Source organism: Geodermatophilus sp. SYSU D01186 (assembly GCF_054050215.1).
This window is the reverse complement of record NZ_JBJGYW010000011.1, coordinates 91,479-104,828: the sequence shown is the minus strand read 5'-3', so window position 1 is coordinate 104,828 and position 13,350 is coordinate 91,479. Positions and strand designations below refer to the sequence as shown.

Annotated in this window: 13 protein-coding genes, 1 pseudogene and 1 riboswitch; of the genes and pseudogenes, 4 read left to right on the top strand and 10 right to left on the bottom strand. The window is 75.1% G+C overall.

The features are described 5' to 3' along the window. Nucleotides 1-15 precede the first annotated feature (15 nt). The 6 genes from ACI784_RS10630 to ACI784_RS10605 form a co-directional block, all read right to left on the bottom strand. The gene (locus tag ACI784_RS10630) at nt 16-1,260 is read right to left on the bottom strand and encodes a S8 family peptidase (RefSeq protein WP_457013427.1); all 1,245 of its coding nucleotides are present in this window, start codon (nt 1,258-1,260) and stop codon (nt 16-18) included. A 236-nt stretch (nt 1,261-1,496) separates the two neighbouring features. Next, complete coding sequence (gene bfr, locus ACI784_RS10625; protein WP_457013426.1) at nt 1,497-1,991, bottom strand: bacterioferritin; 495 nt, start codon at nt 1,989-1,991, stop codon at nt 1,497-1,499. A 92-nt stretch (nt 1,992-2,083) separates the two neighbouring features. Next, entirely contained in the window at nt 2,084-2,281 is a 198-nt protein-coding gene (locus tag ACI784_RS10620; RefSeq protein WP_457013425.1) for a (2Fe-2S)-binding protein, read from the bottom strand. A gap of 124 nt (nt 2,282-2,405) precedes the next feature. After that, on the bottom strand, nt 2,406-3,308 hold the full coding sequence (locus ACI784_RS10615; RefSeq protein ID WP_457013424.1) for a deoxyribonuclease IV: 903 nt from the start codon (nt 3,306-3,308) through the stop codon (nt 2,406-2,408). Between the two features lie 23 nt (nt 3,309-3,331). Then, nucleotides 3,332-5,335, bottom strand: coding sequence for a Stk1 family PASTA domain-containing Ser/Thr kinase (gene pknB / locus ACI784_RS10610; RefSeq protein WP_456924784.1), 2,004 nt, complete (start codon nt 5,333-5,335; stop codon nt 3,332-3,334). A 97-nt stretch (nt 5,336-5,432) separates the two neighbouring features. Then, nucleotides 5,433-6,890 (bottom strand): glycine hydroxymethyltransferase, encoded by a 1,458-nt coding sequence (locus ACI784_RS10605; protein WP_457013423.1) that lies wholly within the window; start codon nt 6,888-6,890, stop codon nt 5,433-5,435. Nucleotides 6,891-6,917: 27 nt separating this feature from the next. After that, nucleotides 6,918-7,003: riboswitch (ZMP/ZTP riboswitch) on the bottom strand. A 70-nt stretch (nt 7,004-7,073) separates the two neighbouring features. Between ACI784_RS10605 and ACI784_RS10600 the strand changes: the two genes are divergently transcribed. From ACI784_RS10600 to ACI784_RS10590, 3 genes and pseudogenes are all read left to right on the top strand, one after another. Then, nucleotides 7,074-7,397, top strand: a complete 324-nt coding sequence (locus ACI784_RS10600) for an Rv2175c family DNA-binding protein (protein ID WP_456924786.1) — start codon at nt 7,074-7,076, stop codon at nt 7,395-7,397. Between the two features lie 22 nt (nt 7,398-7,419). Then, a complete protein-coding gene (locus tag ACI784_RS10595; RefSeq protein ID WP_457013422.1) occupies nt 7,420-7,842 on the top strand; it encodes a lycopene cyclase domain-containing protein in 423 nt (140 codons plus the stop codon). Beyond that, nucleotides 7,839-8,048: pseudogene (locus tag ACI784_RS10590) on the top strand (lycopene cyclase domain-containing protein); the annotation flags it as partial. The gene ACI784_RS10595 and the pseudogene ACI784_RS10590, both read left to right, overlap by 4 nt. On the opposite strand, the gene ACI784_RS10585 reads toward ACI784_RS10590, so the two are convergent. The 3 genes from ACI784_RS10585 to ACI784_RS10575 are packed head-to-tail and all read right to left on the bottom strand — an operon-like array spanning nt 8,045 to nt 11,606. After that, complete coding sequence (locus ACI784_RS10585; RefSeq protein ID WP_457013421.1) at nt 8,045-8,998, bottom strand: phytoene/squalene synthase family protein; 954 nt, start codon at nt 8,996-8,998, stop codon at nt 8,045-8,047. The pseudogene ACI784_RS10590 and the gene ACI784_RS10585 overlap by 4 nt on opposite strands. Then, nucleotides 8,995-10,479, bottom strand: coding sequence for a phytoene desaturase family protein (gene crtI, locus ACI784_RS10580; protein WP_457013420.1), 1,485 nt, complete (start codon nt 10,477-10,479; stop codon nt 8,995-8,997). The genes ACI784_RS10585 and crtI overlap by 4 nt, the downstream gene beginning before the upstream one ends. After that, complete coding sequence (locus ACI784_RS10575) at nt 10,479-11,606, bottom strand: polyprenyl synthetase family protein (RefSeq protein WP_456924790.1); 1,128 nt, start codon at nt 11,604-11,606, stop codon at nt 10,479-10,481. The genes crtI and ACI784_RS10575 overlap by 1 nt, the downstream gene beginning before the upstream one ends. Before the next feature lie 167 nt (nt 11,607-11,773). Here ACI784_RS10575 and metF point away from each other — a divergent pair, with 167 nt between their 5' ends. Next, nucleotides 11,774-12,676 carry a methylenetetrahydrofolate reductase [NAD(P)H] gene (gene metF / locus ACI784_RS10570; RefSeq protein ID WP_456924791.1) on the top strand — a complete coding sequence of 301 codons (903 nt, stop codon included), beginning with the start codon at nt 11,774-11,776 and terminating at the stop codon, nt 12,674-12,676. Here metF and ACI784_RS10565 read toward each other — a convergent pair. After that, nucleotides 12,606-13,295, bottom strand: coding sequence for a hypothetical protein (locus tag ACI784_RS10565; protein ID WP_456924792.1), 690 nt, complete (start codon nt 13,293-13,295; stop codon nt 12,606-12,608). The genes metF and ACI784_RS10565 overlap by 71 nt on opposite strands. Nucleotides 13,296-13,350 lie beyond the last annotated feature (55 nt).

The window sequence follows — 13,350 nt, the reverse complement described above, 5'->3', positions numbered from 1 at the left end:
CCGGGCCCTCCCCGGTCAGCCGGCGGCCGTCGCCGTCAGCGGGACCGTGTAGAGCAGCAGGTTCGGGGTGCCGGTCAGCGTCCGGGTGACGACGCCGCGGGTGGCCGCGACGGTGACGGCGGCGCCGACCTCCCCGGGCGCGGCACCGGGGTGGGCCTGCAGGTAGAGCGCCGCGGCGCCGGCCACGTGCGGGGTGGCCATCGACGTGCCGCTGATCGTGTTCGTCGCCGAGCTGCTCGTGTACCAGTCACTGGTCACGCCGACCCCGGGCGCGTACAGGTCGACGCAGGTCCCGTAGTTGCTGAAGGACGCCGACACGTCCTTGGTGTCCGAGGCGGCGACGGTCAGCGCGTCGGGCACCCGCGCGGGGGAGGAGGCGCAGGCGTCCTGCGGCTTGCCCAGCTGGTTGCCGTTGCCGGCCGCGATGGCGTAGGTGACGCCGGTGGCGATGGAGTTCTGGATCGCGGTGTCCAGCGCCGAGCTGGTCGGCCCCCCGAGGCTCAGGTTGGCCACGGCGTCCGCCGACCGGCGGGTCCCCGCCCGGACGTCGGCCAGCGCCCGCTGGTGGTCCGCCGTCAGCCAGTCGATCCCCTCGATGACGTCGGCGTAGGAGCCGTCGCCCGCGCAGTCGAGCACGCGGACGGGCACCAGCGTGACACCCGGCGCGACCCCGTTCCGCGTGCCGCCGAGAGTGCCGGCGACGTGGGTGCCGTGGCCGTTGCAGTCCTCCGGGGCGTCGCCGTCCAGCGCGTCGTAGCCGGGGGCGACCCGGCCGGCGAGGTCCTCGTGGTCGCTGCGGACGCCGGTGTCGACGACGTACGCCGTCACCCCTGTGCCGCCTCCGGCAGCCGCCGAGCCGTAGGTGCCGGTCAGCGGGAGTGCGCGCTGGTCGATGCGGTCCAGGCCCCACGGGAGGGTGGGCGCGGAACCCGTCGGCTTGACGGGCCGGCCCTGCACGAGGTGGTCCTGCTCGACGGCGACCACCCCGGGGAGGCGGTGCAGCTGGGCGGCGGCGGCCGCGTGCAGGCGGACGGCGAAGCCGTTGAGGGCCGCGGTGTAGGCGTGGGTCACCTCCCCGCCGAGCCCGCGGGCCCGCTGTGCGACGGCGGCCGGTGACCGTTCGGGGTCGACCGTGACGATGTAGGTGGTCAGTGGTGCGGCGGCGGGCGGCGCGGCGGCGGCGGGGCCGGCCGTGGCGCCCAGCCCGGTGACGGCCAGGGCGGCCAGCGCGGCGGAGGCCAGGGAACGACGGGAGGGCACGGGTCTCCTCGGTGCGGGTCAGCGACACCCCGGGGTACGCGGGGGCGCTGGCAGCCAACACGCAGCGGGAGATCACATCCAGTTGCCACGCGGTGACGATGCGCGCGGGCGCTTGTCCACCACGCACGAGGGCCCCGCACCCGGAGGTGCGGGGCCCGTCGTCCGCCGGAGGGCGCGGGAGGCCCGGCGGGCGGTGGAGTCGCTGGAGGCCGCGGAGAGCGCCGGTCCGTGCCGTTCTACTCGGCGTGGTCGCCCGGCGTCGGGTGCTCGATCTGGCCGGCCAGGTACAGCTGCTCACCGAGGGTGTCGAGCAGGTGCAGCTGGGTCTCCAGGTAGTCGATGTGGTGCTCCTCGTCCTCGAGGATCTTCTCGAAGAGGTTCTTGCTGACCCGGTCGCCGACCGACTCGCAGTACGGGATCGCCTCGCGCAGCCGGGCCAGGACCTCGACCTCGATGGCCATGTCGGACTCGAACTGCTCACGGACGGTCTGCCCGATCCGCAGCGGCAGCAGCTTCTGGTAGTTGGGCAGCCCCTCGAGGAAGAGGATGCGGTCGGTGAGCCACTCCGCGTGGTGCATCTCCTCGATGGACTCGTCGCGGGTGTGCTTGGCGAGCTTGTTGTAACCCCAGTTGGCCTGCATCTTCGCGTGCAGGAAGTACTGGTTGATCGCGGTCAGTTCGCTGGTCAGCTGCTCGTTGAGCAGCTCGATGACGCGCGCCTCACCCTGCATGGGGGCCTCCTCGGATGCGGTTGTCGCCGAGGTTAGTGGCCCCGTCGAGCCCCGGCCGAGGTCAGGTCGGCCTCAGCATGGACAGCCTGCCCTCAGGCGGCGGTCTCGCGGAGGTCGAGGCCGTGCAGCGGGTCGGCGGCGCGCAGCCGGTCGCAGATGCGGTCCAGGCAGTTGCCGCAGCCGGTGCCCGCGCCGCAGGCGTCGCCGACCTCCTCCTCGGTGCGTGCACCGTCGTCGATCACGCCGGCCAGCTGGGTGTCGCTGACGGCGAAGCAGATGCAGACGTACACGCGCGCACTCCCGGGAGCAGGGGAAGAAAGGCACGCCTAAGTTAGCCCAGCCTCACCTGTGTGCCAAGGGTCTCAGGACGGATCCGTACCGCGACTTCTGTCGCACGTCCGGGAACGGCCGGGCTCAGGCCGCGTCGCGCGTGGGGACATCGGCGTCGCGCAGACCGGACAACAGGGCGATGTCGGCGGCGTGGCCGGCCCACGGGACGCCGTCCCGCTCCGAGGGGGTCTCCACCACGACCGGGACGCCGGCCATCGACGGGTGGGCCAGCAGCTCGGCGAACGGGCCGGTGCCGTACTCGCCGCTGCCGATCGTGCCCTCGCCGATGGTGGTGTGCCGGTCCCGCTTGGAGCCGCACTCGTCCAGCGAGTCGTTGGCGTGCACCAGACCCAGCCGGCCCGGTCCCACCGTGGCCTCGAGCGCGTCCAGCGTGGCCGTCATGCCGCCGGGCGCCGACAGGTCGTGGCCGGCCGCCCAGGCGTGGCAGGTGTCGAAGCAGACGCCGACCAGCGGGTGGTGTTCCAGCGCCGCGAGGTAGGGGCCGAGGTCCTCGACGGTGGCGGCCAGCGACTTCCCGCCACCGGCGGTCGGCTCGACCAGGAGCCGCGGGCCGTCGTCCGGCGCGGCCTCCAGGACCGGCAGCAGCCGCTCGTGCAGCTGCCGCAGGGCGGCCTCGTAGCGGTCCTCGCCGACGGCGGAGCCGGCGTGCACGACCACGCCGCGGCAGCCGAGCTCCGCGCCCCGCGCCAGGTTGTGCGCGATCGAGGCGATCGACTGCTCGACGGTGGCCTCGGTGGGGGAGCCGACGTTGACCAGGAACGGCGTGTGGATGAACGACGGCACCCCGCGCTCGGCGCAGCCCTCGACGAACAGCGCGTCCTGCCTCGGGTCGCCCGCGGTCAGCTTCCACCCGCGGGGGTTGCCCACGAAGACCTGCACGGCCCGGGCGGCGACGGCGTCGGTGTAGGCCAGGCCGCCCTTGGCCAGCCCGCCCTTGATCTGGATGTGCGCGCCGATCGGCGGCACACCGGGGGGAGTGCTCAGTGTTCTCAGTCCTGTCCGAACGTCACCAGGATCGTCACCGACGTGCCGATGTCGACCACCTCGCCCGCGTTGGGCGTCTGCCGCAGCACCCGGTTGCCGAAGAACTGGCTGACCTTGACCTGGAGGCCGGCGGCCTCGAGGGCGGCGGTCGCCTCCTCCTCGCTCCTGCCGACGACGTCCGGCACGGTCACCTGCGGCACGCCGACCGACACCTGGATCGTGACGGCGCTCTGGTACGGCGCGGCCTGGCCGGCGGCCGGGTCGACGGCCATCACCTCGCCGGGGTCGACGTCGGCGCTGCGGCCCTCGCTGCGCTGCACGGTGAACCCGAGCGCCTGCAGGTTGGCGGTCGCCTCGTCGGGGGAGAGGCCGACGACGGCCGGGACGGTCACCGGCTCGTGGCCGCGGCTGACGTAGACGATCAGCTCCTGGCCACGCTTGAGCTCGGTGCCGGCCTCCGGCTCGAAGCCGGTCACGTGGCCGACGGGCACCTTGTTGTCGTAGTCCTGGACCACCTTGGCGGTGACCGGGACGCCGGCCTCGATCGCGGTCAGCACCTCGTCCTGCGGGCGGCCGACCATCGCCGGGTCCACCTCGAACCGCTCGGGGCCCTTGGAGACGGTCAGCCGGACGTCGGTGCCGCGGATCGCCTCGCCGCCCTCGGGGTCGGCGGCGATGACCACGCCCTCGGCGACGTCCTCGCTGAACTGCTCCTCGCAGCAGTCGGGGGTCAGCCCCGCCCCCTGCAGCAGGTCGATCGCGGCCGACTGCTCCGTGCCCACCAGCGTGGGCACCGTCGTCCAGCGGCCGGAGCCCATCCACCAGCCGATCGCGCCGATCGTGACGGCCAGCAGCAGCACGATCGCGACGGCCAGGCGCGCGCGGCGGCGGCGGATGTGCTGCGGCACCCCCGGACGGCGCTGCTCCAGCGGCGGGCGGCGGCCGGCCACGTCGGTGGTCGGGCCGCCGCCCATGCCGGGCAGCATCGAGGTGCGCGCCCCGCGGCCCGGGCGGGTGCCGGTGGTGCCGAGCACCTCCGTGCCGTCGGGCGGGCCGGGGTCGCTGGGGTGGGGGCGCGACCGGCTGGGGCGGTTGGTGGGGCGCAGCGTGCCGGGGCCGGCGGTGCTGCGACCGGTGGGGACCGGGACCCGCTCGATGCCGAGGTCCTTGCGGGCGTCCTGCAGGTCGGCGAGGAACGCGCCGGCGTCCAGCGGCCGGAGGGCGGGGTCGCGGCGGGTGGTGCGCGCGACGAGGTCGTCGACCTCCCACGGGATGCCCGGGACCTCCTCCGAGGGCGTGGGCATGTCGTGGTGCACGTGCTGGTAGGCCACCGCCAGCGGGGTGTCGCCGCCGTAGGGTGGGTGGCCGGTGAGCATCTCGAAGAGCACGACCCCGGCGGCGTAGACGTCGCTGCGCGCGTCGGCCTTGCCGCGCTCGAGCTGCTCGGGGGAGAGGTAGGCGACGGTGCCGATGAGCACCCCGCCGGTGTGGCTGGTCTGCCCGGTGCCGGTCAGGGCGCGGGCCAGGCCGAAGTCGGCGACCTTCACCACACCGTCGGAGCCGATGAGCACGTTCTCCGGCTTGATGTCGCGGTGCACGATGCCGGCCCGGTGGGCGGCGGTCAGCCCGGACAGCACCGGCTCGAGGACGGCGAACGCCTCGCCGATGGTGAGCCGGCCGCGGGCCTGCAGCAGGTCGCGCAGCGTGCGGCCGCGGACCAGCTCCATGACTAGGAACACCAGGCCCTGGTCGCTGCCCTGGTCGCTGACCGAGACGACGTTGGGGTGGCTGAGCATCGCCGCGGCCCGCGCCTCGCGGGTGAACCGGCCGACGAACGTGGGGTCGTGGGCCAGGTGCTCGGCCATGACCTTGACCGCGACGGTCCGGTGCAGCCGCAGGTCCTGGGCGGCGTAGACGGTCGACATCCCGCCGCGGGCCAGCCGCTCCTGGAGGTGGTAGCGCCCCTCCAGTACGAGGCCGACCACGGGGTCGGTCACGGCGGTGTCCACCCGGTCGAGTGTAGGAGTGACGGAGCTGTTCGCCGCTGCCACACGCGGGCGGGACCGGTGTGGCGGTTCACCCGTCACACAGGTCCCGCCCGGCGCGTCAGTCGAGGTCGAGGCCCGGGTAGAGCGGGTGCTTGTCGAGCAGTTCGGCGGCGGCGGCGCGGGTCCGCTCGGCCAGGCCGTCGGTGGTCGTGTACTTGGCCTTGGACACCCCGCCGTCCCGGGTGGCGGTGGGCGTGGTGCCCGACAGGACGTCGACGATGAGCTCGGCGGTGCGGTCGAACTCGGCGGCGCCGAAGCCGCGGGTGGTCAGCGCCGGGGTGCCCAGCCGGACGCCGGAGGTGTACCAGGCGCCGTTCGGGTCGGCCGGGACGGCGTTGCGGTTGGTCACGATGCCGGCGTCCAGGAGCGCGGACTCCGCCTGCCGGCCGGTCAGGCCGAAGGAGCTGACGTCGACGAGCACCAGGTGGTTGTCGGTGCCTCCGGTGACGAGCTTCGCGCCGCGGCGGGTGAGGCCCTCGGCGAGGCTCTGCGCGTTGTCCGCGACGGCCCGCGCGTACCCGGCGAACTCCGGACGGCGGGCCTCGGCGAAGGCGACGGCCTTGGCGGCCATGACGTGCGGGAGCGGGCCGCCCAGGACCATCGGGCAGCCCCGGTCGACGGCGTCGGCGTACTCCGGCTGGGCCAGCACCATGCCGCCGCGCGGGCCGCGCAGCGACTTGTGCGTGGTCGTCGTGGTGACGTGGGCGTGCGGCACCGGGTCGAAGTCGCCGGTGAACACCTTCCCGGCCACCAGGCCGGCGAAGTGCGCCATGTCGACGACGAGGGTGGCGCCGACCTCGTCGGCGATCTCGCGCATCGTCGCGAAGTCGATCCGGCGCGGGTAGGCGGAGTAGCCGGCCATGAGGATCAGCGGGCGGAACTCCCGGGCCCGGGCGCGGACGGCGTCGTAGTCCAGCAGCCCCGTCTGCGGGTCGGTGCCGTAGGAGGACTGCTCGAACATCTTGCCGCTGATGTTGGGCCGGAAGCCGTGGGTCAGGTGGCCGCCGGCGTCCAGCGACATGCCGAGCATCCGCTGGTCGCCCAGGGCGTGGCGCAGGTCGCTCCAGTCGGCGTCGGTGAGCTCGTTGACGTGCCGGACGCCGGCCTTCTCCAGGGCCGGGGCCTCGACCCGGGTGGCCAGCACCGCCCAGAAGGCGACCAGGTTGGCGTCGATGCCGGAGTGCGGCTGGACGTAGGCGTGCGCCGCGCCGAACAGCTCGCGGGCGTGCTCGGCGGCCAGCGCCTCGACGGTGTCGACGTTCTGGCAGCCGGCGTAGAAGCGGTGCCCGACGGTGCCCTCGGCGTACTTGTCGCTGAACCAGTTGCCCATGGTCAGCAGCACCGCGGGGCTGGCGTAGTTCTCGCTGGCGATCAGCTTGAGCGAGGCGCGCTGGTCGGCGAGCTCGGCGCCGATCGCGTCGGCCACGCGGGGCTCGACGGCGCCGATGACCTGCAGGGCGCTGCGGTAGGCCGCCGAGGCGGTGGCGGCGTCGAAGGGGGCGGTGGCGTCGGTCATGGGTGCCCTCCAGCGGGGGTCGGCTCGGGGAGGTGCCCAGGCGCCCGGCGGGGTGGTGCGGGCCGCTCCCCGGTGGTCGGTCCCACCTCGATGCGCCAGTCACGGCCCCGCAGGGATCCTAGCCGTGGTTCCCGGGCCGGTCCCGCCGGTGTCCGTGGTCCCGGCGCCATAGGCTCGCTCCCCATGGAGACGCTCACCCCCGCGGAGGTCGCCGCAGCCCTCGGGGTCTCACCGAACCGGGTCCGCCAGCTGCTGCGCGAGCGCAAGCTGATGGCGGTACCCGGTAGCGGGAACAGCCGGATCCCGGCCGACTTCCTGCAGGACGGCGCCGTCCTCAAGCACCTGCCCGGGCTGATCACCGTCCTCCGGGACGGCGGGTACAGCGACGAGGAGGTCTTCGAGTGGCTGTTCCGGGCCGACGAGTCGCTGCCCGGCACCCCGGTGCAGGCGCTGCGCAACGACCGGCACACCGAGGTCACCCGTCGGGCCCAGGCGCTGGCGTTCTGAGGGGCGGGCGGGGCAGGCGGTCGTGGGCGCACTGACGTACCTGGCGCTGCTGGCCGGCTGCCTGGTCGTCACCGCGCCGCTGGAGCTGGTCCTGGGGGTGCGGGTCTACGCGCGCTGGCGGCGGCTGCTGGTCGCCGTCGTCCCGGAGTTCGTCGTGTTCGTCGTCTGGGTGCTGTACGCGATCGCGCAGGGGCACTGGGACTACTCCGACCGGCTCACCCTCGGCGTCCGGCTGCCCGGCGGCATCCCGGTCGAGGAGGTGCTGTTCTTCCTCGTCGTCCCGCTGTGCTCGGTGCTGGCGCTGGAGGCGGTGCGGAAGGTGACCGGCTGGGACGCCGGTTACCCGGCTGAGGAGGCCGAGGGCGGGTCCACCTCGCCCACTGCCGGTCCTGCAGCACCGGCAGTGGGCGAGGAACCCCGGCAACGGGGCGGGGCCGAGCGGTGAGCTACTCGACGCTGGCCGTGCTCGCGGTCGTCGCCGTGCTGGTGGTGGACCTCGCCGTCTACCGGACGCGGATGGTCACCCGGCGGGTGTTCTGGGTGGCCTACGCGATCGTGGTGGCCTTCCAGCTGCTCATGAACGGCGTGCTCACCGGGCTGGGCGTCGTCGTCTACGACCCGGACACCGTCTGGGGCCCGCGGATCGCCTACGCCCCGGTGGAGGACCTGCTGTTCGGCTTCGCCATGGTCACCCTCACCCTGGCCAGCTGGGCGGCGGTCAACCGGCGGGCGAACACCGCCAGGCGGCGCGGCCTGGACACCCGCACGCGGCGGTCGAGCACCCGGTAGTCGGCCCGCTCGATCTCGGTGAGGATGCCGCCGTAGAGGTCGGTGGCGGCCCGCACGCAGTCGCGGGACTCCGGCGCGAGCAGCGGCGTCCCGGGGGCGGCGTCGTCGTAGCGGCGGCGCACGATCGCGACCATGTCGCGCATGAGGGCGGCGAACCGGGCGTCGTGCCGCTTCGCCGCCAACTGCTCGCGGGTCACCCCGTGGGCGGCCATGAGGTCGGCGGGCAGGTAGACCCGGCCGCGGTCGACGTCCTCGGCGACGTCGCGACAGAAGTTGGTCAGCTGGAACGCCTCGCCCAGGGCGATCGCGTGCGGCGCGGCCTCCTCGCGGAGGACCCCCGGCGCGGTGCCGAGCACCGGCAGCACCTGCAGCCCGATCACCGAGGCCGAGCCCCACATGTAGCGGTCGAGAGCGTCCATGTCGGGGTAGCCGGTCACCTCGAGGTCGCTGGTCATCGCGGCGAGGAAGTCGACCAGGTGCTCGACGGGGATCGCGTACCGGCGGTAGGTGTGCACCAGCGCCAGCCGGACGGGGTCGTCGGACCAGCCCGCCTCCAGCTCGGCGAGCACCGCGCGGGACCAGTCGGCGAGGTCGCCGGCGGGGTCGGCACCCGGGTGGTCGACGAGGTCGTCGGCGGTGCGGGCGGCGGCGTAGAGGGCGTGGACGGCCGGACGGCGGTCGGGGGTGAGCAGCCGGGTGGCCAGGTGGTAGCTCTTGCCGTGCCGGGCGGCGATCGCGGCGCAGTGCCGGTAGGCGGCGTCCAGCCGTTCCTGGCGCTCGGCCCGGGAGAGCGGGCGGTCCGTCGCCGTCATCCCGTGATCCGTTCCGCCGCCAGCCGGCCGCTGATGACCACCATCGGCACACCGACCCCGGGCTGCACCGACGAACCGGCCAGCACCACGTTCTCCGGCCCGCGGCGGGGCAGCGTCGGCGTCCGGAACGGGCCGGTCTGGCCGAAGGTGTGGGCGAGGGCGAACGGCGTCCCGGCGGCCATGCCCTGCGCCGCCCAGGTCAGCGGGGTGTCCAGGTGCTCCACCTCGATCGCGCCGGTCAGGCCGGTCCAGCCGCGGGCCTCGAGCACGCCCAGCACCTCGTCGCGGTACCGGGGCGCCAGCGCGGTCCAGTCCAGGTCGGGGTTGCCGCCGCTGCGCGGGTCGAGGTTGGGCGTCGGGGCGACGATGCTCAGCACCTGCCCGCCGTCCGGGGCCAGGCTGCGGTCGGTCACCGACGGCATGCTCACCAGCAGGCTGGGATCCGTCATGGGCCGTCCCCGGCGCGTGAGCTCGTCGAACACCTCCCGCCAGGCGGCGCCGAAGCTGATCGTGTGGTGTGCCTGGCCGGGCAGCTGCGCCCGCACGCCCACGTGCAGCGCGACGCACGACGGCGAGTACACCGGACGGCGCCGGCGCGCGGACCCCGGGACCAGCAGCTCCGGCCGGTCGACGGTCACCACCACCGCGTCGGCAGGCAGCCGCTCCCCGTCGTCGAGGACCACGCCGGTGACGCGCCGTCCGGAGACGTCCAGCCGCTGCACCGCCGTGCCGTACCGGAGGACGACGCCGGCGTCGGCGGCGGCCGCGGCCAGGGCCCGGGGGACGGCGGCGATCCCGCCGGCCGGGTGCCACACGCCCGCGCCGATGTCGAGCTGGGCGATGACGGCGTAGGCGGCGATCGCCCGGTACGGGCTGACCCCGGCGTACAGCGCCTGGAAGCTGAACAGCCGGCGCAGCCGGTCGTCGGTGAAGTACCGGGCCACGTGGCCCGACAGCCGGCCGAACCCGCCGCGCCGGACCAGGGCGAGCAGCTCGGGACCGAGCAGGTCCAGCGGGGAGTCGAGGTTGCGGTCGATGAAGGTGTCCAGCTGCAGCCGGTAGAGCTCGGCCAGGTCGGCGAGGTAGCGGCGCAGGGCGGCGGCCTCACCGGGCCCGCACAGCGCCGCCACCTCCGCGGCGAAGGCGGCGGGGTCGGCGTGCACGTCCAGGTGCGAGCCGTCGGCGAACTGCGCGCGGTAGGTGGTCGCCAGCGGGGTGAGGGTCAGCCGGTCCTCGAGCTTGTCACCGACCGCGGCGAGGGTGTCGGCGATCAGCTCGGGGGCGGTGAACACCGACGGGCCCGTGTCGAGGGCGTAGCCGCGCTCCTCCACCCGCCCGGCCCGGCCGCCGGGCCGCGCGGCGCGCTCCACGACGGTGACCTCGCGCCCGGCGCCGCGCAACCGCAGCGCCGCGGACAGCCCGGCGAGCCCGGCGCCCACCACGACCACGCGGTCGGTGCGGCCGGGGACGGTCCGGACCATCAGGCGGTGCGGGTGGTGGCGGCCACGGCGAGCGCGTCGAGCGCGGTGCGGGCGTCCGCGGCGAACGGCGCCTCGGCGATGGCGGTGCGGGCGAGCTCGGTCCGCTCGGCGATGCGCTCCTCCACCCGCGCGCGGGCCCCGGTGGTCTCGATGAGGGCCCGCAGCGCGTCGAGGTCCTCCGTCGAGGCGTCCGGGTCGCCCAGCCGCTCGGCGAGCAGCGCACGCCCCTCGGCGTCCGTGGCCTCCTCGGCGAGGGCGATCAGCAGCGTCTGCTTGCCCTCCCGCAGGTCGTCGTCGGCGGACTTGCCGGTCACCGACGGGTCGCCGAACACCCCGAGGACGTCGTCGCGCAGCTGGAACGCCTCGCCCAGCGGCAGCCCGATCGCCGTGCAGGCCTCGGCGGCCCGCTCGTCGGCGCCGGCGATGGCGGCGCCGAGCTGCAGCGGCCGCTGCACCGTGTAGCCGGCGCTCTTGTACCGGGCGACGGTCAGCGCGCCCTGGGCGCCGGGCAGCCCGCCGGCGGCCCGCAGCAGGTCCAGGTACTGGCCGGCGGTGACCTCGGTGCGCATGGTGTCCCAGACCGCGCGGGCCCGGGTGAGGGCGGCGGGGGACAGGCCCGAGCGCCGGAGCAGCTCGTCGGACCAGACCAGCGCCAGGTCGCCGACGAGGATCGCCGCGCCGACGCCGAAGGTCTCGCCGTCCCCGTTCAGCCGCTTCTCCCCGTGCCGGGCGGCGAAGCCCACGTGGGTGGCGGGGCGGCCGCGGCGGGTGAGGGCGCCGTCCATGACGTCGTCGTGGACCAGGGCGCTGGCGTGCACGAACTCCAGCGCCGCGACCGCGCGCAGCACCGCGGCGTCGTCCTCCGCCGGGCCGCCGCCCCGCGTGCCGCGCCAGCCCCAGTAGGCGAACAGGGGGCGCAGCCGCTTGCCGCCGTCGGCCAGCGCGCGGACCTCGTCGACCACGGGCAGGAGGGCGGGGCTCATGGCGGCGAGGACGTCGCGCTGCGCGTCGAGGAAACCGGTGAGCGCGACGTGGACCGCGCCGCGCACCCGGTCGACCTCGGCGGCGGTGACGGGCGGGGCGTCGGGCAGGGCGGTGGTCCCGCGCGTGCGCGCCCCGGCGGTCATCGCCCAAGTATCGCCTGTGGGTGTCGGGGCCTGCCGAGTGTCCTCCACCAGGGTCAACGGACCAGCCTCCTCGTTCCGGGCGTGCACGCCTGCTCCGCCCTCTTCGCCCGGACGCCGCCGGGTGGATGCAGCCCGGCGGGGGAAACCGGTCCGTATCCTCTGCCCCCATGACCGGCACCGTGCGAGACCTGCTCGCCACCGCACGGCCGACGTGGTCGTTCGAGTTCTTCCCGCCCAAGACGCCCGAGGGCGCAGCAGGGTTGTGGACGGCGCTGCGCGAGCTGGAGCGGCTGCACCCGTCGTTCGTGTCGGTGACCTACGGCGCCGGCGGCTCCACCCGCGAGGGCACGGTGTCGGTCACCGAGCGGATCGCCACCGAGACGACGATGACGCCGCTGGCGCACCTGACCGCCGTCGACCACAGCGTCGCCGAGCTGCGGCACGTGGTCAGCCGGCTGGCCGCCGCCGGCGTGCACAACCTGCTGGCGCTGCGCGGGGACCCGCCCGGCGCCGACCCGCAGGCGGAGTGGGTGGCCCACCCCGAGGGCCTGCACTTCGCCTCCGAGCTGGTCGAGCTGATCCGGTCGATGGGCGACTTCAGCGTCGGCGTCGCGGCCTTCCCGGAGCGCCACCCGCGCTCGCCGGACTTCGACACCGACGTCGAGATGTTCGTGCGCAAGTGCCGCGCCGGCGCGGACTTCGCGATCACGCAGATGTTCTTCCGGGCCGAGGACTACCTGCGGCTGCGCGACCGGGTGGCCGGCCGCGGCTGCGACGTCCCGATCATCGCCGGGGTCATGCCGGTGACCAACGCCCGGCAGATCGCCCGGATCGTGCAGCTGTCGGGCCAGGCGTTCCCGGAGCACCTGGCCACGCGGTTCGCCGAGCTCGACGGCGACCGGCCCGAGGACAGGGCGGCCGTGCGCGCCTACGGCGTCGAGGTGGCCACCGAGCTGTGCCGGACGCTGCTGGACGAGGGCGTGCCGGGCATCCACTTCATCACCATGAACCGCTCGACGGCGACCCGTGAGGTCTACGCGAACCTCGCCGCGCTCCCCGTTCCGCACTGACCGGCTCCAGCGCCGTGACGGCCGCGCCGGCGGCCCGGCGCAGCGCCTCCCGCTCGGCGGCGTAGCCCCCGAGCACCCCGACCACGGGCAGGTTGGCCAGGAAGCGGTGGTGCAGCCGGCCCTTGGGACGAGCGTCGAGGGTCTCGTCGATGCGGCCCAGCAGGCGGCTCACCCGCCAGATGGTGCGCACGTTGCCGAGGACGCCGGCCCGGTCGTCCCGCGCGCCGAAGGCCTCGTCGGCGTAGGCGCCCTTGGCGCGCTGCAGCAGCGGCCGGACCTGCGCGACGGGGAGGTCGCGGTCGAGCAGCACCCGGGCCAGCAGGGCGACGCGCTCGGCGGGGTCCTCGACGCCGTGCTCGCTCGCGACGCCGCCGATGACGACGGCCTGCACGGCCGATCCGACGGTGTTCTGCAGGGGGAGCAGGTCGGCGAGCTTGCCGGCGAACCGCGGGGCCGCGCTGACCCCGGCGGCCACCCGGGACACCCGCTCGGCCCACCACCGGTCGCGCTCGGCCTGCGGCAGCGCCGGTGGCCGGCCCAGCCGGCGGACCAGCGGGGCGGTCAGGCGGTCGACCCGCCGGAGGACGTCGACGACGACCGCGTCGCTGAGGGCTGCCATGCGGGGGTCCTACCCGCCGGTCCGGGTGGGGCATGCGTGAGGTGTGCCGCCTCCG

Excerpts from the sequence above, each read along its gene's own strand:
- metF (WP_456924791.1), top strand. The coding sequence starts at position 11,774 with ATGACCGGCACCGTGCGAGACCTGCTCGCCACCGCACGGCCGACGTGG.
- ACI784_RS10605 (WP_457013423.1), bottom strand. The coding sequence starts at position 6,890 with ATGACCGACGCCACCGCCCCCTTCGACGCCGCCACCGCCTCGGCGGCC.
- ACI784_RS10585 (WP_457013421.1), bottom strand. The coding sequence starts at position 8,998 with ATGACGGCGACGGACCGCCCGCTCTCCCGGGCCGAGCGCCAGGAACGG.
- ACI784_RS10565 (WP_456924792.1), bottom strand. The coding sequence starts at position 13,295 with ATGGCAGCCCTCAGCGACGCGGTCGTCGTCGACGTCCTCCGGCGGGTC.
- ACI784_RS10600 (WP_456924786.1), top strand. The coding sequence starts at position 7,074 with ATGGAGACGCTCACCCCCGCGGAGGTCGCCGCAGCCCTCGGGGTCTCA.
- bfr (WP_457013426.1), bottom strand. The coding sequence starts at position 1,991 with ATGCAGGGTGAGGCGCGCGTCATCGAGCTGCTCAACGAGCAGCTGACC.
- crtI (WP_457013420.1), bottom strand. The coding sequence starts at position 10,479 with ATGGTCCGGACCGTCCCCGGCCGCACCGACCGCGTGGTCGTGGTGGGC.
- ACI784_RS10575 (WP_456924790.1), bottom strand. The coding sequence starts at position 11,606 with ATGACCGCCGGGGCGCGCACGCGCGGGACCACCGCCCTGCCCGACGCC.